Here is a 20,415-nt window from a genome sequence, read left to right on the forward strand (position 1 = left end):
GTGGGCCCAAACCGATCGACCGCCCTGTGAGGCGGTCGATTGAGCGGCTGGCTGGCTTTACGACTTCGTCAGGCTGGTTTGAGAGAGTGCAGCCTGAAGCTTTTCTTCTTGTTCGGGCGAAAGAGAAGTGCGTAATACTTTGCCCTTGAAGTTTGAATCTTCAAGTTCCTTCAACACTTTCTCTGGCTGGAACTTACGCAACAGCACGAACAAGGCTGAAGAGTTATTGGGAATGGTTTCGCTCAGCGACTTGATGAAATCGTCATCAATACCGTAATCACTCAACGACCCCGATAGCGCGCCAGTGCCCGCACCCAGCGCGCCGCCGATGGCAAAGCCTGCCAGCGGGTTGAGAAACAACAGCCCAACCAGAGCGCCCCACAAACCGCCTGTGACCAGACCGGAAGTCGCGCCAAGGGCGGTGAGATTGACGCTCTGCTTGATGTGTACCTTGCCCTCGTTGTTGCGCACAACAATGACCGCATCTTCCAGTTCCACCAGATGCTCTTTGCTCAACGACACCATTTTGGTCAAGGCGCGGTCAGCTTTTTCAGTATCGTCAAATCCCACTACGATTAAATCAGACATGTCTTTCATTCCTTGACTGTACAGTTCCAACCCGGAGGGGGCTGAATCAAGAGGTATGCCTCAAGGCGTGACTACACGGTTAACACCTTGTTACGCAGCGATGCAGCAGTTCATCAGCAGCTGCGAGCAATGAGCGTGGTCGCAGACCTCGAAACCGTCAAGTCGATACACCGTTCAGGTTGTCGCAGGAGGGCGCAGCAGGGGATTAACGAAGGGGTGAACAAGGTGTGTGAGAAAGGAAAGAGGAGGGCTGGCTGAGCAGCCCTGACACTTACTCCAAGGGCTGATACCTCGGAGATTTATTGCTGATCGTTCTTGTCCGAAGCTGTCAGGCCTGCCTGGATACGCTGGTAAATTTCTTCACGGTGAACGGCTACGTCTTTGGGTGCATTGATGCCAATTCTGACCTGTTGGCCGCTGACACCTAAAATAGTGATCGTAATATCGTCACCGATGTTTATGCTTTCACCAACTTTACGGGTGAGTATCAGCATTTTTTTCTCCTTGATGGCTTTGTATGGCACGTCTCTGAGACGGTGCGGCTTCGTTCATGGCTACAGAATACTGCTAACTGCATATAAATGCGCCGCTCATTACAGACGTCATAGCCAGAGGGGCAATTCCCTGTACGAGGAAAGCTCTCGCCTATGTGTCTTAGATAAGGGCAGATTGGATTTGTTCAAGGAGAGCAAAGGCCGCTGTCCCAGTGATAAAATCGACCCACTCAAAAAGATAGGGGATACGCAGTGCGTAAAGTCATCGTAATGACAGCAATATTGGCCCTGACGGCTTGCGGTCAGGAGTCTAACGATAAAATTCAACGGGCTAAAGCAGCTTCTGAAACATCGACTGTCCAGGCGCCGATGGCTCAATGGGCGGTTGAGGTCAAATTGGGCGAGACTCAAGCGCTCAGTGATCTGACAGCCAGGCTGTTGGAACATGGTTATAGCTCTTATATTGCGGTCATTGATGGCGTTCAGCGCGTCCTGCTCGGACCTTTCAACACCCGGGATGAGGCGCAGGCGATGTTGACCCGATTGACCACTAAACTCGACAACCTGCAAGCCAAGGTTATCGAGTTGCCAGCCGATCAACTCACCCATTAACGAATCAGTGCGCTGCTTTGCTGCCTAAGCGTAGCGTCAACCAGCGGACTTGGACGGCACCGTGCAATTATTTTTTTTGCAGCGGCGCCGTTATGCGTTTTGCCTTGTGTCAACGCCTGCCCCAGCCTCCACCCAATGATGTCAACAGCGCCACGCTGGCCTGCAATTGGCGGGTGCGCAGCGCCTGTACCTGACGTTGCGTTTGCAACGCAGCGGTTTGCGCGGTGACGACATCCAGATAACTGACCGCCCCCGCTTCATAGCTGTGCACGGCCAGCGCCTGGGTGTTCTGTGCCGCATTGGCAGCGGCCTGTTCGTCCAATTGTTGCTGGCGCAGGTCGCGCAACTGAGCCAGGTTGTCTTCCACCTCCCGTACAGCGTGCAGTACCGTGCTGCGGTACAACGCGCTGGCTTCTTCGAATTCTGCCCTGGCCTGACGCGCCTGAGCATCTAGACGGCCGCCGTCAAAAATGGGCAAGTTGACCAACGGCCCTAGCGCCCAAAATCGGTTGCTGGCCGCCAACAGGTTGCCAGCGCCCTGGGTTTGCCCGCCGATCAATCCGCTCAAGCTGAAGTCGGGGTACCACGCCGCTTTCGCTACGCCGATCTGTGCATTGGCGGCAAATACCCGGCGCTCCGCCGCGGCGATGTCGGGGCGACGTTGCAGCAGTGCGCCAGGCAAGGTGTCGGGTTGCTCCGGCAGGCACAGGGTCGGCTCGCGGGCGGCCAGTTCAAACGTGCTGGCGGGTTCGCCCACCAGTTCGCCAATGGCGTGCTCAGTCAGGTTGCGTTGCCCGCGCACCTCATCCAGTTGCGCCTGTGCCTCGGCCAGTTGGGTCTGAGCGCGGGTGAGGTCAACTTCTGAGGCAATCTGGCCCTGATAACGGGCACGGGTCAGTTGCAGGGCCTGGCTGTAATCTTGCAGCGAGCGGGACAAAATGCGCTGTTGTGCATCCAGACCGTCGAGCTGCACATACAAATCGGTCAACTGCCGTTGCAAACTCAAGCGCGCGACCGCCAGATCATCGGCCGCCGCCTGCGCTTGTGCATCACCGGCCGCCACCTGATTGCGGATTTTGCCCCACAAATCGAGGTCGACATTCAGCGCGAAGCCAGCCGTATTGCTGTTGTACACCGACGGTTGAGTCGCACCCCGCAACGGGCGGCTCTCTGATTGACGTTCACGCAACGGTTGGGCGCTGGCCGTGAGTTGTGGGAACAGTCCGGCGTGCAGTTGGCTGGCATACGCCTGGGCCGCATCAAAATGCGCCAGCGCCGCTGCCAGATCGGGATTGGCGTTCAATAATTGTTGTTGCAGGGCGTTCAGGCGTGCGTCCTGATACACCCACCACCACTGCCGCGGGCGTTGATCTGCAGGGCGCGCAGGATGCCAGGGGCCAACACGGCTTTGTTCTCGATAGTGTGCGGGCAGTGCGATCGTCGGCACGCTGTAGGTGGGTGCCAACGAACAGCCCTGCAACACCAGGACCCCCAGTAATAGCGCGAACTTAAGCCTTGGCAGCATGGGACGCCCCCTGGTTCGCGAGCCTTACGGCATCACCCTCGCGCAAGGCGTCCGGTGGGTTGTCGATGACAGCGTCGGTACGTTTCAACCCTTGATCGACCACCAACCTATCACCCAGGTCCAGGCCGATGTGGATGGTGCGCAAGTGCACGTGCTGCGTGGCATCCAGCAGCGCCACTTGCGTACCTTGAGCGCGAAAAATCAGCGCGCTGGCGGGAATGCTGACGCCCTGGGTGTCAGGCGCAACTGCCAGAACGGCTTCGGCATAGTCGCCGGGCATCAGCGCGCCGTTGAGATTGGGTACAACAAATTGCGCCAGCAGCGTGCCCGAGCGCGGGTCAACCGAGGTTGAGTTGCCAATCAGACGCGCGCTGAAAGTGTGCCCCGGGTGTTCCGGCACCGAAAGTTGAGCTTGCATGCCGGGGCGGATCACGCTGGCGTAATTCTGCGGCACCGGTACGTACAGGCGTAGTTGGTGGGTGTCAGCGATGTCAAACAGTTCGGTGTCGCTGTCCGTATCGGCCTTGATCAACTGGCCAATGTCCGTATGGCGCGCAGTGATGGTCCCGGTGAAAGGCGCGCGAATGGTCTTGTAGGCCTCCAGTGAGCAAAGCCGTGCGAAATCAGCTTCGGCCGCTTGCGCATTGGCCTGGGCGGCGGCCGCATTCGATTGCTTTTCATCGGCTTCCTGACGCGAGACCGAATGCGACGCCAGCAAGTGTTGCCAGCGCGCGGCGGTAGTCGCCGCCAGCCTGGCATTGGCGTGCGCTTGCAGCATATGGGCGCGGGTTTGGGCCAATTGCTGGTCCAGGTCGGGGCTGTCGATCAGCGCCAGCACCTGACCGGCTTGCACTTTGCTGCCGATATCGGTTTGCCAACTGTTCAAGTAGCCGTTCACGCGGGCATGAATGGGCGCTTTGCTCCAGGCCTCAAGGTGGGCGGGCAAGCGCAGGGTGTCGCCCCGGGCGTTTTGCTGGGGCTGCAACACGCTCACTACCGGCAGGGCAGCCGCTTCTGTCCACTGGCTGACCGCGTGCTCATGCCGGCTGCGGGCCGCCAGCCCGTTGGCTACCAGCAGGGCGACTAGCGCAAGGCCGCCGATGCCCAGGTACATCAAGCGCTTGCGCGAGGGGTTTTGATCAGACGACATGGGGCGTTTCTCCAGCAGCGCGAGTGTTGTTACGACCGTGTACCAGGCTAAACACCACGGGCACGAATAACAGGGTGGCAACGGTGGCCAACATCAGGCCGCCAATCACGGCGCGGCCCAGCGGCGCGTTTTGTTCTTCCGAGAGCGCCAGCGGCAGCATCCCGAACATCATGGCCAGCGCCGTCATGCAGACGGGACGGAATCGGCTGTAGCCTGCTTCCAGCGCAGCCTTCAACGCGTCGCCATGCTCAGCCAGGCGTTCGCGACAGAAGCTCACCACCAGAATCGAGTTGGCGGTCGCCACCCCCATGCACAAGATGGCGCCGGTCAGTGCGGGTACAGACAATGAGGTGCCGCTCAGGAAGAGCATCCACACGATCCCGGCCAGCGCGGCGGGCAGGGCGGTGATGATGACGAACGGGTCCAGCCAGGACTGAAAGTTGACGACGATCAGCAGGTAAATCAGCACCACCGCGCCCAGCAATCCATAGCTCAAACCGCTAAAGGCTTCATGCAAGGCGTCGATCTGCCCGTGCAGGCGGATAACCGCGCCTTTGGGCCGCAGGTCGGCGGCGCCATCAATAACCTTTTGCACGTCGCTGGCCACGGCGCCCAAATCGCGCCCCTGAAGGTTGGCGTACAGGTCCAGGGTCGGCTGAATGTTGTAGTGCGTCACCACCGCCGGGCTTTGCACGCGGCGGATAGTCGCCAGGCCACCAAGGACGTGTGACTGGCCGTTACTCCCTGTTACTGGCAGCGCTTGCAGAGCCGGCAGGCTGTCCAGGCGGTATTGTGGCGTGGCCGCGACCACCCCGTAGGAGACGCCGTTCTGCGGGTTAAGCCAGAACGTTGGCGCCACCTGCGAACTGCCCGCAAGGGATGCCACCATGCTATTGGTCACATCGCGCTCGGTAATTCCCAACCCGTTGGCGCGTTGACGGTCCACATTCACTTGCAAAGAGGGATACCCCTGCGACTGCTGAATGCGCAGGTCAGCGATACCCGGCACATGCTGCAAACGGCGCATCAATACCTGGGCATAGGCGCGATTGGCCGTGTCATCACGCCCGGAAATCTTCACGTCCAGCGGCGCGGGGGCGCCAAAGTTAAGGATCTGGCTGCTGATGTCGGCGGGCATAAACGCAAATTGGCTGCCGGGGAAACTGTCGGGCAGGGTTTCGCGCAATGTTTTCACGTACCCCGCCGTTGGCCCATGACGGGCATTGAGGGTGATCTGAATATCGCCGTCCTGCGGCCCGATGGTGCCGCTGCTGCTGTAGGCCATGTCGATCCCGCTCAGCGCAATGCCGATGTTGTCGATGATGCTGTCGACTTGATCTGCCGGGATCACCTCGCGGATGCGCGACTCGATGCGGTCGAACGCTGCGGCACTTTCCTCAATGCGTGTGCCCAACGGCAAGCGCACGTGCAAAGCCAGCGCGCCCGCATCGGTAGCGGGGAAAAAGTCTTGCCCAAGGCTGGGCAGCAACGCGAACGAGGCCAATACACCCCCCATAAACACCAGCAGGAATCCCTTGCGCCACGTCAGCGCCAGCGTCAGTAACCCGTAGTAGCCGTCGCGCACAGCAGAAAAGCGGCGCTCAAACCCTTGCTGAAAACGCAGCAACGCCCGCACGGGCGGCGAATGTGGCTGCGCGTGCTGTTGGCCTTCGTGATGATTGATGTAGCGGTCTTCGGGATGATGGCCGAGGCCTTGCTCAGGCACGTGGGGTTTAAGCAGAAACATCGCCAGCGTCGGCACCAGCGTGCGCGACAGAAGAAAGGAGCTGCCCATGGCGAACATCACCGCCAGCGCCATCGGGCGGAACAGGTAACCGGCAATGCCTTGCAGCATGAACATCGGCACAAACACGATGCAGATGCACAGCAGCGAAACAAACGCAGGGCCGACGATCTGTTTCGCACCGTCCAGAATTGCATCGCGCACCGATTTGCCCTGTTCAAGGTGCCAGTTGATGTTCTCGATGGTGACCGTGGCGTCGTCTACCAGAACCCCCACCGCAAGGGCCAGCCCACCCAGTGTCATCACGTTCAGGGTTTGCCCGCTCAGGGCCAGCAAGGCAATGGCCGACAGCACCGCCAGCGGGATCGATACCGCAATGATCAGCGTCGAACGCCAACTGCCGAGAAACAGCAGAATCATGGCGCTGGTCAGCAAGGCTGCAATCACACCTTCCTGCGCCACGCTGCCCACCGACTGTTTGACGAACACCGAGGCGTCGCCCAGCAACGAGGTTTTGAGTGACGGCGGCAGGGTTTCATTGATGCGCGGCAACATCGCGCGAATGCCGTCGACAATCGAAAGGGTCGAAATGTTGCCGTTTTTCAGCGCTGGCATCAGCACCGCACGGTGGCCATCGACCCGCACGATATTGGTTTGCGGCGGCGATCCGTCACGCACGTGGGCCACTTGGCCAATGGTGATTAGCGCGCCGTTCACGGTCTTGATCGGCAAGTCGTTGAGTGCGTCGATAGCCTTGGGGCTGTTGTTGAGCATCACCGTGTATTCATAGCTGCCGAGCTTTGCCGTGCCCACGGGGATGATCTGATTTTGTGCCGCCAGCGCATTGCCCACGTCCTGTGCCGACAGGCCTTTGGCGGCCAGCGCTTGCGGATCAAGGTCGAGGGTTATCTGGCGCTGTTTGCCGCCCATGGGCGTCGGCATGGCCAGACCGGGCAGGGCGCTGAGGGGCAAGCGGATGCTGTTCTGCACCAGGTCGCGAATGTGCGCTTCGGACAGCGTGGGGCTGGAGAATGCCAACTGCAAAATCGGCACGGTGGAGGCGCTGTAGTTAAGGATCAGCGGCGGCGTAATGCCGGGCGGCATTTGTTTGAGCACGGTCTGGGATACTGCGGTGACTTGCGCATTGGCCGTACGAATATCGACGCCGGGCTGGAAGAAAATTTTCACAATGCCCATGCCCGGCAGTGACTGCGACTCGATGTGTTCGATGTCATTCACGGTCGTGCTGAGTGAGCGCTCATAGGTGTAAATCACCCGTCCCGCCATGTCGGCGGGTGCCAGCCCGGTGTATTGCCACACCACGGCGACCACCGGAATACCGATGTCCGGGAACACATCCGTGGGCGTTCGCACAGCAGCCAGAGGGCCAATGATGCAGATGAAAATCGCCAACACGATAAACGTGTAGGGCTTGTGCAGTGCGGTCTTTACCAGCCCGAGCATGCCTGAACCTCCGGGGAGTGGAATTGCAAACCCCGGCAGTGTTGCCGCTGGCACCTAACGCGGCGCTTTCAGGCACATGAAGGATCCTTTAAGTAACGGCTGAAAATCCCTTCATTGACCTTCATTTGGCGCTGTGTTCGAAGGCGGCCAAGCTGAAGGCCTGTTCGACGGGAGAAGGTCAGCCCCGTCATTTCGATGGTCTGTTTTGCGAGGCACGTTGCGATGATTTTCAAACCCTTGCTGTTGATTCCTGGCCTGAGCCTTGCCCTGTTCCTGTCGGCCTGTGCCGGGCCAATGCCCAGACAAGACCCGAGCGAGGCATGGATTGGCCTCAAGGAAGAGGGCAGCAACGACCTGATGGCCGAACGTGTGGATGGCAAGAACACCCGTGATGGGCGTTTTTTTGAGGTGACACCGGGCGCGCACCGGCTGGACGTCACGTTGTTTGAAGGGGCAAGCGGTGATCAAAATCAGATTGATTGCCAAGGTGACGTCAGCTACCAGGGCTTCGAGGCTGGCGCCCGTTACCAACTGATCGAGTCGAGCCTGGGCTCGCACATCAAGGCCCGGCTGGTGGATGGGCAGGGCAAGGAAGTGGCACACACGGCGGACTTCACTTGCATGCCGGGATAGCGTGACGCCTCGGTTGGCGGGAGCGCTAAAACGAGCGCACGATTTTCCCCAAGGTTTCCATGGCCTTTTCACTCGCTTCATCCCACGGGCTGCCATAGTTGAGGCGGATGCAATTGCGGAACCGCTGGGTCGCTGAGAAGATCGGGCCCGGTGCGATGCTGATGCCTTGCGCCAGCGCCATCTGGAACAGTTTGAGCGAGTCCATTTGTTCGGGCAGTTCCAGCCACAGGAAGTAACCGCCCGTTGGCTGGCTGACACGGGTTTGAGCCGGGAAGTAACGGCCAATCGCGGCCAGCATGGCGCTTTGCTGTTCCTCCAGCGCGTAACGCAATTTGCGCAGGTGGCGATCGTAACCGCCATGCTGCAGGTAGTCAGCGATGGCGGCCTGGGCTGGCATGGAAGCGCACAACGAGGTCATCAGTTTCAGGCGTTCGACTTTTTGCGCGTAGCGGCCCGCTGCCACCCAGCCGATCCGGTAGCCGGGCGCCAGGCTTTTGGCAAACGAGCCGCAGTGCATCACCAACCCCTCGGTATCGAAGGCTTTGGCCGGTTTAGGGGCGTGTTGGCCGTAATACAGTTCGGCATACACGTCATCTTCGATTAACGGCACCTGATGGGTGCGCAACAGGTCGACCAGTGCCTGTTTCTTGGCATCCGGCATGCTCGCGCCAATCGGGTTCTGGAAGGTGGTCATGCACCAGACTGCTTTGATCGGATGGCGTTCCAGGGTTTGTGCCAGCACGCCCAGGTCAATGCCTTCGCGCGGGTGCACGGGGATTTCCACGGCCTTGAGCTTGAGCCGCTCAAGCACTTGCAGGCAGGCGTAAAACGCAGGCGCTTCAATGGCCACCAGATCGCCGGGTTCGGTCACCGCTTGCAGGCACAGGTTCAAGGCTTCCAGCGCACCGTTGGTAATCAGCAACTCCTCCATGGGCAGCATCAGCCCGCCCACCATGTAACGCAGCGCAATTTGCCGCCTGAGTTGCGGGTTGCCGGGGGACATGTCGGTTACCACCATGCGCGGGTCCATTTCGCGGCTGGCAGTGGCCATGGAACGGGCCAGGCGCTGCAGGGGGAATAACGTCGGGCTCGGGAACGCCGAGCCAAAGGGCACGGTGTGCGGGTCTTTGATCGAGTCGAGCACCGAAAACACCAGTGCGCTGACGTCCACTTCCGTGGATTCGGTGACGTGGCTGCTGAACGCCGGTTCACAAAACGGGCTGGGTGTATGGGCGTTTACAAAGTACCCGGAGCGCGGCTTGGCACGAATCAAACCGCGGCGCTCCAGCAGGTAATACGCTTGAAACACGGTGGACGGGCTCACGCCGTACGTCTGGCTGGCGTAGCGCACCGAAGGCACCCGTTGGCCGGGGCCGAGCACCCCGGAGCGGATCAGTTCGGCAATATCGTCGGCAAATTTTTCGTAACGTTTCATCTAGGCAAGGCTCGGTCCGGCATTATTCAAAAAGTTTCAGCGCCGACACTCTACCTGTCGCCGCCGGTTATCGCAGCGCAAACAGGGCCGGTGTGCACTCAGCGATTGAGCGGCGCCACGAAACGGCTATCAGCGACGCCACGCACGCTGGGCTGATCGGTGTCAGTGACCACGAACGTTATGGTTTGCGAGCTGCTGGTCGGGCGATCGGCCAGCAGGGCCACCGACACCGGCAGGTCGGTGATTTCCCCGGGAGCAAGCGTCAACTCGGTTTTGCCTTGCAACTGGTAACCCTCGCCGTCCTTGAGCGACACCCGATAGTGCTGGGTCTCCTGGGTTTTGTTGATGATTTTCAGGCTGTAGATGTTTTCGATCTGGCCCTGACTGTTCTCACGGAACAGGCCCCGGTCCTTGATCACATCCAGTGACACCATGCTGCGTTGGTTCAACGCCACCACCAGCGCGCCGATCATCGCCAACAGCACCACGGCATAGCCAATCAGGCGCGGGCGCAGCAGGTGGGTCTTGCCACCCTGCAACTCGTGTTCGGAGGTATAGCGCACCAGCCCGCGGTCATAGCCCATTTTGTCCATGACCGAATCACAGGCGTCGATACAGGCTGCACAGCCAATACATTCCATCTGCAAGCCGTCGCGAATGTCGATGCCCGTCGGGCACACCTGCACGCACATATGGCAATCGATGCAATCGCCCAGCCCGGCCTGTTTGGGATCGGCGCCGCGTTTGCGCGGTCCACGGGCTTCGCCACGGGCCACGTCATAGGAAATAGCCAGTGTGTCCTTGTCGAACATCACGCTCTGGAACCGCGCATACGGGCACATGTGCATGCACACGGCTTCACGCAACCACCCGGCGTTGAGGTAAGTGGCACCGGTGAAAAACAGCACCCAGAACAAACTGACGCCAGCCATCTCGAGGGTCAGCAGTTCAGTGGCCAGCGGACGAATCGGCGTGAAATAACCGACAAAGGTCAAGGCTGTCATCACGCTGATAGCCAGCCACAGCGCATGTTTGGCGGTGCGGCGCGCGATTTTGTTGATGCCCCAGGGCGCGGCTTTGAGCTTGATGCGCTGGTTGCGGTCGCCTTCGGTGACCTTTTCGCACCACATGAAAAGCCACGTCCAGGTGCTTTGCGGGCAGGTGTAGCCGCACCACACACGTCCGGCAAACACAGTGATAGTGAACAAACCGAACGCGGCGATAATCAATAGCCCTGACAGCAAAATGAAGTCTTGAGGCCAAAAGGTTGCGCCGAAAATGTGAAACTTGCTTTCAGACAGGTCCCACAGCACTGCTTGGCGTCCGTCCCAACTGAGCCAGACAGTGCCGAAGAACAGTAGAAACAGAAAACCGGCGCCGACTAATCGCAGGGTTCGAAACAGCCCGGTAAAGCTGCGGGTATGGATTGCGTTATCACGGTGTGTGGATTTGACTGTTGCGGCTTTGGGTCGAGAAGCCTCAAAGGATTCAATTATCTGGACGGGAATATGTTCGCTCATGGTCTATCGCTCATCAGCCTCCATCAGGCCCGTGCACTATGACCAGCGAACTGTTTGCATAACAGGCTCAGCTATCTGTTTTAAAAGCGTATCAGATGCCATATTTCGAACACCTGCGACAACCTGCTGCACCGGGTAACGCCGTTGTATTTATTGGGTCGCGACTTGTAACTCATTGTGTCTTGGCAGATGCTGACAAGGATCAATGAAACAGCGACTCACCTGATGAGTGAGTCCGGATTGCAACCGGACATTTGCGCAAACACATGATTGAAGTGGGGTTACTTTAGATGGCCGCTGGGGCAAGGTTTGAGCCAGATTCAGGTGCTGAAAGATCCGCATTCGGCATGGAAACACCGCGAATCGTGATTGAAAAGGTTATGCCAGTAGTCAGTTACGGCCATAAGCCGGCCAAAGCGATTGTCGGCCAATTGTTCAAGGTCACGAGCAACGTCTATTGCCTCACCTCCGGGCCATTGGCCGTCATTGTCCGATGGCGGCACGTTGACAGCTGCGATGGCGAGAGTCAGTACATGCATACGCTGGGTAACCGTGTGTGGTACGGGCAGATTCTGTTCGCACAACCCGGGCCACATGTGTTTTGTATTGACGCATGGATTGACAGTTACGCCGGGTATTGCCTGACGCTGGAGAAAGCGATGCAGGCAGACACATCGCCCGCCGAGCTGATCGACCTGGGGCTGGCTCACATTTTTCGGGCGTATGAACACTGTGACGCGTCGCGGCAACAGCCATTGATCGAACTTCACCAGCGACTGAGCCTTTTGCCGCCGCCAGCGCAAATCACGTTGTTAATGAGTGAAACCACCAAAGCGCTGATGCGTGACACCCAATTGCGCACTTGCCTGACCCTGAGCCCGGAATACCCGCTGTACGTAGTTCGTTGACAGCTGCGGTGAGCGTCGCCTTAACGTCGCTCACCGTGCGCATGGCTTATATGGGTGAGCCGTCGGTGGTGGCATGCAGCATCTCTCGTTGATCGATCGCGCCAGCGCTGACCAACTCCTCCGCTTGTTCCTCGGTAACTGCAATTTTCTCTTCCCCCACCAACGCCTGTGACAGGCCAGAAGGGTCACTGTTAATAATGACGACCTTGGGCAGGTCTACCTGCAGCGTGCCGGCGGGCAAGGTAAAGACACAGGTGCTATGGGTTCGGTCAATAACTAAGCTCATGGGGCAATCTCCTGAATCAGCAGGTCAAAGGATGGCTGACGCTTTAATTGGCGGGACTTTAGTGGGTGGATCGCCCATTGGCTCTGGGGCCTCGGGCAAAGGATCCTGCTCGGGGATGGGCGGTGTATCAGTGGGTGGGATCACCGGATCATCAATGTTCGGGTCCGGTGTGTGTGCAGGCATCGGAATCGTCATCAGTGGGCCTCTCGATTGGCTAGCGCCGCGGCTTAACGGCAGGTCTTCAAGACGGTTGACCCCGTACCCCGGTAAAAAACTCCCGCATTACGACCAGCGGGTCGTCGCAAAACAGTCTGAACTTTTAAACCGGATGCTGCCTCCCAAGCTAAGTGCCCGGTGCCAATGCCGGAAAGTGCTTCAAAACGACACACGTTAGCGTCCATGGGCGTGAGGAGTGATGCTCGATGACTGCTGATTTCCCGGATTCAGATTCAACCGCTGTATTGCCTCTGTCCCATGCGTTGTTGCTGCCGCGCATCGTCATTGAAAGCACCTCCCCGGTGCTGGATAACGGCCAGTTCGCCGTCAAGGCGACCCAAGGGCGGACGGTTGAGGTCACCACCAACGTCTTTACCGATGGACACGATCAACTGGCCGTGAGGCTGCATTGGCGTCGGGCCGAAGAGGACGTGTGGTCAACCACGCCCATGACATTTCTTGGCAATGATAGCTGGCGGGGTCAGTTCGGCGTGCCATTGCAAGGGCGCTATGTGTTCTGCATTGAAGCCTGGATTGATCGCTTTGCCAGCTTTTGCCATGAACTGGAGAAAAAGCATCAGGCCGGGGTCCCCGTCAGCCTTGAGCTGCAAGAAGGACGGGTGCTGGTCCAACAAGCGATCGAGCGCACGCAGGATGCGCTTAAGGCGCAGTTGCAGGCTTTATTGGTTCAACTCGCCGGCTTGCTTGAAACCGAACAAGTGGCGCTGTTCCTCCATGAAAGCAGCGCCCATCTCATGGCGCAGGCGCAATACCATGCCTACGTCAGCCTCAGCCCTGAGTACCCGGTGGACGTGGAGCGCCCGTTGGCCGAGTTTGCCAGCTGGTACGAACTGTTCCCGCGTTCGATGACCAACGATCCCGCCCGGCACGGAACGTTTAATGACGTGATTGATCGGCTGCCGATGATCCACGACATGGGCTTTGACGTGCTGTATTTTCCGCCGATCCACCCCATCGGCCGCCGTCATCGCAAGGGGCCGAACAATGCCCTGCAAGCCGGCCCCGACGACCCTGGCAGTCCGTATGCCATCGGCAGCGAAGAGGGCGGGCACGATGCGATTCACCCGCAATTGGGCACGCGTGAGGATTTTCGCCGTCTGGTGCAGGCCGCCGCTTCACACGGGCTGGAGATTGCGCTGGATTTCGCCATCCAGTGTTCGCAGGACCATCCGTGGCTTACCCAGCATCCCGGCTGGTTTAATTGGCGCCCCGACGGCACGATTCGCTACGCGCAGAACCCGCCGAAGAAATACCAGGACATCGTCAACGTCGATTTTTATGCCCCGGATGCGATCCCGTCACTGTGGCTGGCATTGCGTGACATCGTGCTGGGCTGGGTTGAAGAGGGGGTCAAGCTGTTCCGTGTGGACAACCCGCACACCAAGCCGCTGCCATTCTGGCAATGGCTGATTGCCGACATCAGAAGCACCCACCCCGACGTGATTTTTCTGGCTGAAGCCTTTACCACCCCGGCGATGATGGCGCGGCTGGGCAAGGTGGGTTATTCCCAGAGCTACACCTATTTCACCTGGCGCAACACCAAGGCCGAACTGACCCAGTACTTTACCGAGCTCAACCAGAGCCCGTTGCGCGAGTGCTTTCGCCCGAATTTTTTCGTTAACACCCCGGACATCAACCCACGCTTTTTACAAGAGTCAGGGCGCGCCGGGTTCCTCATCCGTGCCGCGCTGGCAACCATGGGCTCGGGTTTGTGGGGCATGTATTCGGGGTTTGAATTGTGCGAATCCGCGGCCTTGCCGGGGCGCGAGGAATATCTCGACTCCGAGAAATACCAGATTCGACCACGGGATTTCACGGCGCCCGACAACATCGTGCCCGAGATCGCGCAACTCAATCGCATCCGCCGCCAAAACCCGGCCTTGCACACGCATTTGGGCCTGACGTTCTACAACGCCTGGAACGACAACATTCTGTATTTCGGCAAGCGCAGCGCCGATGGCAGCAACTTTGTACTGGTGGCGATCAATCTCGACCCGCACCACGTGCAGGAAGCCCACTTTGAATTGCCCTTGTGGGAACTGGGCTTGCCCGACGATGCCGCGACCGCAGGTGAAGACCTGATGAGTGGCCACCGCTGGACCTGGCACGGGAAAACCCAGTGGACCCGCCTCGACCCTCAGGTTCAGCCCTTCGGCATCTGGCGCATCAAACCTCTTTAACCGAGCCTTGAGCCGCTGCTCAGGCGGCCTCGCGCGTGCGAATCAGCAGGTATTACCCATGGCAAAGAACGCCGCAACCGCAAGTTTTATCAACGACCCGCTCTGGTACAAAGACGCGGTGATTTATCAGGTCCACGTGAAATCGTTTTTCGACTCCAACAATGACGGTATCGGGGATTTTCCGGGCCTGATCAGCAAGCTCGATTACATCGCGGAGCTGGGGGTCAATACCCTGTGGCTTTTGCCGTTCTACCCGTCACCCCGCCGCGACGATGGCTACGACATCGCTGATTATCGCGGCGTACACCCGGATTACGGCACCCTGGCCGATGTGAAGCGCTTCATCGCCGAAGCCCACAAACGCGGCCTGCGGGTCATCACCGAGCTGGTCATCAACCACACGTCCGACCAACACCCCTGGTTTCAAAAAGCGCGGCACGCCAAACCCGGCTCCAAGGCCCGGGATTATTACGTGTGGTCTGATACCGATCAGAAGTACGATGGCACGCGCATCATCTTTCTCGACACCGAAAGCTCCAACTGGACGTGGGACCCGGTTGCTGGTCAGTACTACTGGCACCGTTTCTATTCCCATCAACCCGACCTCAACTTCGACAATCCGCAGGTGATGAAAGAAGTGTTGTCGGTGATGCGCTACTGGCTGGACATGGGCATCGACGGCCTGCGCCTGGATGCCATTCCGTATTTGATCGAACGCGACGGCACCAACAACGAAAACCTGCCCGAAACCCATCAGATACTGAAACAGATTCGTGCCGAAATTGACGCCCATTACCCGGACCGCATGCTGCTGGCCGAAGCCAACCAATGGCCGGAAGACACCCAACAGTATTTCGGTGACAGCGACGGCATCAATGGCGACGAATGCCATATGGCGTTTCATTTCCCCCTGATGCCGCGCATGTACATGGCGTTGGCACAGGAAGATCGTTTCCCGATCACCGACATTCTTCGCCAGACCCCAGAAATTCCGGCCAATTGTCAGTGGGCGATCTTTTTGCGCAACCACGATGAGCTGACCCTGGAAATGGTCACCGACAAAGAGCGTGATTACCTGTGGAATTACTACGCTGCGGACCGCCGCGCGCGCATCAACCTGGGCATTCGTCGGCGTCTGGCGCCCTTGATGGAACGCGACCGTCGGCGCATTGAACTGCTCAACAGTTTGTTGCTGTCGATGCCCGGTACGCCCACGTTGTATTACGGCGACGAAATCGGCATGGGTGACAACATCTACCTGGGCGATCGCGACGGCGTGCGCACCCCCATGCAGTGGTCGATTGACCGCAACGGCGGTTTTTCACGTGCCAACCCGGCAAGCCTGGTGCTGCCGCCGATCATGGACCCGCTCTACGGCTACCCGTCCGTCAACGTGGAGGCTCAGTCCGGTGACCCGCATTCGTTGCTCAACTGGACCCGCCGGTTGTTGGCCGTGCGCAAGCAACAGCAAGCGTTCGGCCGCGGTAGCCTGAAAATGCTGTCACCGAGCAACCGCAGGGTGCTGGCCTATATTCGCGACTACACCGACAGCGAAGGTAAGAACGAAACCATTCTTTGCGTGGCCAACGTGTCGCGCAGCGCACAGGCCGTGGAGCTGGACCTGTCCGAGTACGGTGGGCGGGTGCCTGTGGAAATGCTGGGCGGCAATGCCTTCCCGCCGGTTGGCCAGTTGCCGTTCATGCTGACGCTGGCGCCATATGGCTTCTACTGGTTCCTGCTGGCACCTGAAAGCCAAATGCCGGGTTGGCACGCCGAGCCCGTACAAAGCTTGCCCGAGCTGGTCACGCTGGTGATCAAAAAAAGCCTCGAAGATGTGCTGCACGGACCCGCACGCACCACACTGGAGCGCGTGACCTTGCCGGCCTGGCTGCCCAAGCAGCGCTGGTTCGGGCAAAAAGGCGCGCCGATCGAACAGGTGGAGTGGCTGTATGGCACACGCTTGGGGCACGCCGATACGCCGATGTTGCTGACGGAGGTGCTGGTCACCGCAGGCGGCCAGCAGTACCGCTACCAACTGCCGCTCGGGGTTGTGGGTGAAGACCAGCCCGTCAGCGCGTTGGCTCAGCAATTGGTACTGTGCCGGGCGCGACGGGTGCGTCAGGTGGGCTTTATCACGGATGCCTTCAGCCTTGAACCCTTTGTGCGCGCTGTGCTGGGTCACTTACACGCGGGCACGGCGCTGGACAGCAGCGCAGGGCCCATTCGTTTCACCCCGACCGCGCAACTGGCCGAACTGGGGCTGGATGAAAACAGCGAGATTCGTTACCTGTCGGCCGAGCAATCCAACAGCTCGGTGGTGGTCGGCGGCACCTTGGTGCTCAAACTCATTCGTCAGCTCAGCAGCGGCATCCACCCCGAGCTGGAAATGGGCGCTTACCTGACGGCCGCGGGCTACCCCAATATTTCCCCCTTGCTGGGCGCCGTGGAGCGTCATGGCAGCGACGGCGAAAGCACGTTGCTGATGATTGCCCAAGGCTATCTGAGCAATCAGGGCGATGCGTGGACCTGGACTCAAAACAACCTGGAACGTGCCATTCGCGACGAACTGGCAGATGCCATGTCCGAACACGATCAGCACTACAACGCACTGGGTGAGCTGGCGGACTTTGCCGCTGTGCTGGGCCGCCGCCTGGGTGAGCTGCATCAGGTGCTGGCCAGCGAGACCGACAACCCGGATTTCACCCCGCAGACCACCAGCGCGAAAGACGTGCGCCATTGGTCGACGGTCATCAGTCAGCAGGTCAACGCGGCGTTGCAGCAACTCCACGGGCACCTGTCGCTGTTGTCGGTTGAAGATCAGGCGCAGGTCAAACACTGGCTCAAGCACGGGCGTGACATCAGCGCTTACATCAAGGCGCTGGCCGACCGCACCCTCGGCGGCCCACGGATCCGCGTGCATGGCGACCTCCACCTGGGGCAGGTGCTGGTGGTACAGGGCGATGCCTATTTCATCGACTTCGAAGGAGAACCGGCGCGGCCCTTGCAAGAGAGACGCAGCCGCCACAGCCCTTACAAAGACCTTAGCGGGCTGCTGCGTTCCTTTGATTACGCCGCAGCCATGGCGGTGGCGCAGGTGCAACAGGCGGACCATTCGCCCGAGGCCGATGTGGCCCGTCAACGTGTGGTGGAGCGTTACCTAGAGGAAGCCCGCGGTGCCTTGACGCAGGCGTATTCCCATGCAACGGCTACGCTGGCTTCAGGCTGGGAAGTGGAGAGTGGCCCGCAGGCTGCACTGACCCTCTTCAGTCTGGAAAAGGCGGCCTATGAAGTGATCTATGAAGCGGCCAACCGACCTGCCTGGTTACAGGTTCCACTGCGCGGGCTGAGTGCCTTGCTCAGTCAGGTGCCGGGCATGTCCAAGCCTTTGAACGGAGAGAAACAATGAGTGCTGGCAAGGATCTGGGTGAAGGACGTGGTGGTTTATTGCCCACTCGGCAAGACATTGAAGCGTTGATTAACGCCGAGCACCGCGATCCCTTTTCGGTGTTGGGCCCCCATGCGGACGGCCAGGGCGGGCAATACATTCGGGCGTTTCTGCCACAGGCGTTGAGCGTCAGCGTAATCGCACGCGACACCGGCGATGTGCTGGGGCCGTTGTCGTGTCCCGACGTACCGGGGTTGTTCGTCGGCCATTTTGCCGAGCCGCGTGCCTACGCACTGCGCATCCAGTGGGCCGGGGGTGAGCAAACCAGCGAAGACCCCTATAGCTTTGGTCCGCTACTGGGTGAAATGGACCTGTACCTGTTTGCCGAAGGCAATCACCGAGACCTCAGCCATTGCCTGGGCGCACAGGTGATGAGCGTGGACGGCGTGCCCGGCGTGCGCTTTGCCGTGTGGGCCCCCAATGCCCGACGCGTGTCGGTGGTCGGCGATTTCAATATCTGGGACGGTCGCCGCCACCCGATGCGCCTGCGCCACCCGAGCGGGGTGTGGGAAATCTTCATTCCGCGTCTACAGGCGGGTGAAGCCTACAAGTACGAGATTCTCGGTGAACACGGGATTTTGCCGCTTAAGGCCGACCCCATGGCGCTGGCCACGCAGCTGCCGCCGCTGACCGCGTCCAAAGTGGCCTCGCCGCTGGCGGTGGACTGGCAGGACCAGCAGTGGATGCAGGAACGCGGCCACGTGCAACGCCCTGATGCGCCGCTGTCGATCTACGAGTTGCACGTGGGGTCGTGGCAGTGCGAAGTGGACGAGGTGGGCGAAGTGGCCCGTCAATACACGTGGCAGGAACTGGCGCAACGGCTCATCCCCTATGTAAAAGAAATGGGCTTCACCCACATCGAACTGATGCCGATCATGGAGCACCCGTTCGGGGGGTCGTGGGGCTATCAGCCGCTGTCGCAATTCGCCCCGAGTGCGCGCTATGGCTCGCCGGATGATTTCGCCGCGTTTGTTAACGCCTGTCACGTCGCGCACATCGGCGTCATTCTGGACTGGGTGCCTGCGCATTTCCCCAATGACGAGCACGGTCTGGCCCAGTTTGATGGCACCGCGCTGTATGAATACGCCAACCCGCTGGAAGGCTTCCACAAAGACTGGAATACCCTGATCTACAACCTGGGCCGCACAGAAGTCCACGGTTTCATGCTGGCGTCAGCCTTGCACTGGCTCAAAGATTTCCACATCGACGGGCTGCGGGTCGATGCGGTGGCGTCCATGTTGTACCGCGATTACTCGCGCCAACCCGGTGAGTGGATTCCGAACCGGCATGGCGGGCGGGAGAACCTCGAAGCCATCGACTTTTTGCGCCACCTCAACGATGTGGTTGCACTGCAAGCCCCTGGCGCGCTGATGATTGCCGAAGAGTCCACCGCCTGGCCGGGCGTCAGCCAGCGCACCGATGAAGGCGGGTTGGGCTTTGCCTACAAATGGAACATGGGCTGGATGCATGATTCGCTGCATTACATTCAGCAAGACCCGGTTTACCGGGCGCACCACCATAACGAACTGAGTTTCGGGCTGGTCTATGCATGGACCGAGCGCTTTGTCCTGCCGATTTCCCACGACGAAGTGGTGCACGGCAAACACTCGCTGATCGACAAAATGCCCGGCGATCGCTGGCAGAAATTTGCCAACTTGCGGGCCTACCTGAGCTTCATGTGGACCCATCCAGGCAAAAAGCTGCTGTTCATGGGCTGTGAGTTTGGCCAATGGCGCGAGTGGAACCACGATCAGCAGTTGGACTGGTACTTGCTCCAATACCCGGAACACAAGGGCGTGCAGAAGCTGGTGGGCGACCTGAACCGCCTGTACCGCGATTACCCGGCTTTGCACGATCAGGATGATGTACCCCAAGGCTTTCAATGGCTGATCGGCGATGACGCCACCAACAGCGTGTTCGCGTGGTTGCGCTGGAGCAAGGACGGCCAACCGCTGCTGGTGGTTGCCAACTTTACCCCCGTTCCGCGTGAGGGATACCGGATTGGCGTGCCGTCTGCGGGCACTTGGCAGGAGGTGCTCAACAGCGATGCCGACACCTACGCGGGCTCCAATTACGGCAACGGCGGAGGCGTGGACACCGACCCGCTGCCCAGCCACGGGCAAACCCATTCACTGGCGCTGAACCTGCCGCCGTTGGGGGTTTTGATCCTTAAACCGAACTGACCTGCCACTGC

Annotated in this window: 14 protein-coding genes; 6 read left to right on the forward strand and 8 right to left on the reverse strand. The window is 59.5% G+C overall.

Annotated elements, in window-relative coordinates; genetic code table 11:
* Nucleotides 1-57: 57 nt before the first annotated feature.
* The gene (locus HBN68_RS18170) at nucleotides 58-597 is read right to left on the reverse strand and encodes a DUF1269 domain-containing protein (RefSeq protein WP_262373573.1); all 540 of its coding nucleotides are present in this window, start codon (nucleotides 595-597) and stop codon (nucleotides 58-60) included.
* 290 nt (nucleotides 598-887) lie between these two features.
* Complete coding sequence (gene csrA, locus HBN68_RS18175) at nucleotides 888-1,082, reverse strand: carbon storage regulator CsrA (RefSeq protein ID WP_047274922.1); 195 nt, start codon at nucleotides 1,080-1,082, stop codon at nucleotides 888-890.
* Nucleotides 1,083-1,334: 252 nt separating this feature from the next.
* Between csrA and HBN68_RS18180 the strand changes: the two genes are divergently transcribed.
* Nucleotides 1,335-1,694, forward strand: a complete 360-nt coding sequence (locus tag HBN68_RS18180) for an SPOR domain-containing protein (protein ID WP_094993320.1) — start codon at nucleotides 1,335-1,337, stop codon at nucleotides 1,692-1,694.
* 109 nt (nucleotides 1,695-1,803) lie between these two features.
* Here HBN68_RS18180 and HBN68_RS18185 read toward each other — a convergent pair whose 3' ends face one another.
* From HBN68_RS18185 to HBN68_RS18195, 3 genes are read right to left on the reverse strand one after another with little or no spacing between them, the layout of a single operon-like run.
* A complete protein-coding gene (locus tag HBN68_RS18185; protein WP_169965694.1) occupies nucleotides 1,804-3,219 on the reverse strand; it encodes an efflux transporter outer membrane subunit in 1,416 nt (471 codons plus the stop codon).
* Nucleotides 3,203-4,369: an efflux RND transporter periplasmic adaptor subunit gene (locus tag HBN68_RS18190; protein ID WP_169965692.1), complete on the reverse strand. Its 1,167-nt coding sequence runs from the start codon at nucleotides 4,367-4,369 to the stop codon at nucleotides 3,203-3,205. The genes HBN68_RS18185 and HBN68_RS18190 overlap by 17 nt, the downstream gene beginning before the upstream one ends.
* Nucleotides 4,359-7,577 carry an efflux RND transporter permease subunit gene (locus HBN68_RS18195; RefSeq protein WP_169965690.1) on the reverse strand — a complete coding sequence of 1,073 codons (3,219 nt, stop codon included), beginning with the start codon at nucleotides 7,575-7,577 and terminating at the stop codon, nucleotides 4,359-4,361. Before HBN68_RS18195 ends, HBN68_RS18190 begins: the two co-directional genes overlap by 11 nt.
* 222 nt (nucleotides 7,578-7,799) lie before the next feature.
* Here HBN68_RS18195 and HBN68_RS18200 point away from each other — a divergent pair, with 222 nt between their 5' ends.
* Nucleotides 7,800-8,210, forward strand: coding sequence for a hypothetical protein (locus HBN68_RS18200; protein ID WP_094993324.1), 411 nt, complete (start codon nucleotides 7,800-7,802; stop codon nucleotides 8,208-8,210).
* Nucleotides 8,211-8,235: 25 nt separating this feature from the next.
* Here the strand turns inward: HBN68_RS18200 and mapR are convergent, their stop codons facing one another.
* Complete coding sequence (mapR, locus tag HBN68_RS18205) at nucleotides 8,236-9,645, reverse strand: GntR family transcriptional regulator MpaR (protein WP_094993325.1); 1,410 nt, start codon at nucleotides 9,643-9,645, stop codon at nucleotides 8,236-8,238.
* Between the two features lie 98 nt (nucleotides 9,646-9,743).
* Complete coding sequence (ccoG, locus tag HBN68_RS18210) at nucleotides 9,744-11,165, reverse strand: cytochrome c oxidase accessory protein CcoG (protein WP_169965688.1); 1,422 nt, start codon at nucleotides 11,163-11,165, stop codon at nucleotides 9,744-9,746.
* 347 nt (nucleotides 11,166-11,512) lie between these two features.
* Here ccoG and HBN68_RS18215 point away from each other — a divergent pair, with 347 nt between their 5' ends.
* Entirely contained in the window at nucleotides 11,513-12,073 is a 561-nt protein-coding gene (locus tag HBN68_RS18215) for a maltotransferase domain-containing protein (RefSeq protein ID WP_262373572.1), read from the forward strand.
* A gap of 46 nt (nucleotides 12,074-12,119) precedes the next feature.
* On the opposite strand, the gene HBN68_RS18220 is transcribed toward HBN68_RS18215, so the two are convergent.
* Nucleotides 12,120-12,359 carry a DUF3203 family protein gene (locus tag HBN68_RS18220; protein ID WP_094993328.1) on the reverse strand — a complete coding sequence of 80 codons (240 nt, stop codon included), beginning with the start codon at nucleotides 12,357-12,359 and terminating at the stop codon, nucleotides 12,120-12,122.
* Nucleotides 12,360-12,781: 422 nt separating this feature from the next.
* On the opposite strand from HBN68_RS18220, the gene HBN68_RS18225 reads away from it, so the two are divergent.
* The 3 genes from HBN68_RS18225 to glgB are packed head-to-tail and all read left to right on the forward strand — an operon-like array spanning nucleotide 12,782 to nucleotide 20,404.
* Nucleotides 12,782-14,776, forward strand: coding sequence for an alpha-1,4-glucan--maltose-1-phosphate maltosyltransferase (locus HBN68_RS18225; RefSeq protein WP_169965684.1), 1,995 nt, complete (start codon nucleotides 12,782-12,784; stop codon nucleotides 14,774-14,776).
* Between the two features lie 58 nt (nucleotides 14,777-14,834).
* Nucleotides 14,835-18,182 carry a maltose alpha-D-glucosyltransferase gene (gene treS / locus HBN68_RS18230; protein ID WP_169965682.1) on the forward strand — a complete coding sequence of 1,116 codons (3,348 nt, stop codon included), beginning with the start codon at nucleotides 14,835-14,837 and terminating at the stop codon, nucleotides 18,180-18,182.
* Entirely contained in the window at nucleotides 18,179-20,404 is a 2,226-nt protein-coding gene (gene glgB, locus HBN68_RS18235; protein ID WP_169965680.1) for a 1,4-alpha-glucan branching protein GlgB, read from the forward strand. Before treS ends, glgB begins: the two co-directional genes overlap by 4 nt.
* Nucleotides 20,405-20,415: the final 11 nt, after the last annotated feature.

It is taken from the genome of Pseudomonas sp. WS 5078, from assembly GCF_012985745.1.
In the GTDB taxonomy this organism is placed as follows: Bacteria; Pseudomonadota; Gammaproteobacteria; order Pseudomonadales; family Pseudomonadaceae; genus Aquipseudomonas; species Aquipseudomonas lundensis_A.

Bases quoted from the DNA above. Each gene is read 5' to 3' on its own strand.
- HBN68_RS18170 (WP_262373573.1), bottom strand. From the start codon at position 597: ATGAAAGACATGTCTGATTTAATCGTAGTGGGATTTGACGATACTGAA.
- csrA (WP_047274922.1), bottom strand. From the start codon at position 1,082: ATGCTGATACTCACCCGTAAAGTTGGTGAAAGCATAAACATCGGTGAC.
- HBN68_RS18185 (WP_169965694.1), bottom strand. From the start codon at position 3,219: ATGCTGCCAAGGCTTAAGTTCGCGCTATTACTGGGGGTCCTGGTGTTG.
- HBN68_RS18190 (WP_169965692.1), bottom strand. From the start codon at position 4,369: ATGTCGTCTGATCAAAACCCCTCGCGCAAGCGCTTGATGTACCTGGGC.
- HBN68_RS18195 (WP_169965690.1), bottom strand. From the start codon at position 7,577: ATGCTCGGGCTGGTAAAGACCGCACTGCACAAGCCCTACACGTTTATC.
- HBN68_RS18200 (WP_094993324.1), top strand. From the start codon at position 7,800: ATGATTTTCAAACCCTTGCTGTTGATTCCTGGCCTGAGCCTTGCCCTG.
- mapR (WP_094993325.1), bottom strand. From the start codon at position 9,645: ATGAAACGTTACGAAAAATTTGCCGACGATATTGCCGAACTGATCCGC.
- ccoG (WP_169965688.1), bottom strand. From the start codon at position 11,165: ATGAGCGAACATATTCCCGTCCAGATAATTGAATCCTTTGAGGCTTCT.
- HBN68_RS18215 (WP_262373572.1), top strand. From the start codon at position 11,513: ATGGAAACACCGCGAATCGTGATTGAAAAGGTTATGCCAGTAGTCAGT.
- HBN68_RS18220 (WP_094993328.1), bottom strand. From the start codon at position 12,359: ATGAGCTTAGTTATTGACCGAACCCATAGCACCTGTGTCTTTACCTTG.
- HBN68_RS18225 (WP_169965684.1), top strand. From the start codon at position 12,782: ATGACTGCTGATTTCCCGGATTCAGATTCAACCGCTGTATTGCCTCTG.
- treS (WP_169965682.1), top strand. From the start codon at position 14,835: ATGGCAAAGAACGCCGCAACCGCAAGTTTTATCAACGACCCGCTCTGG.
- glgB (WP_169965680.1), top strand. From the start codon at position 18,179: ATGAGTGCTGGCAAGGATCTGGGTGAAGGACGTGGTGGTTTATTGCCC.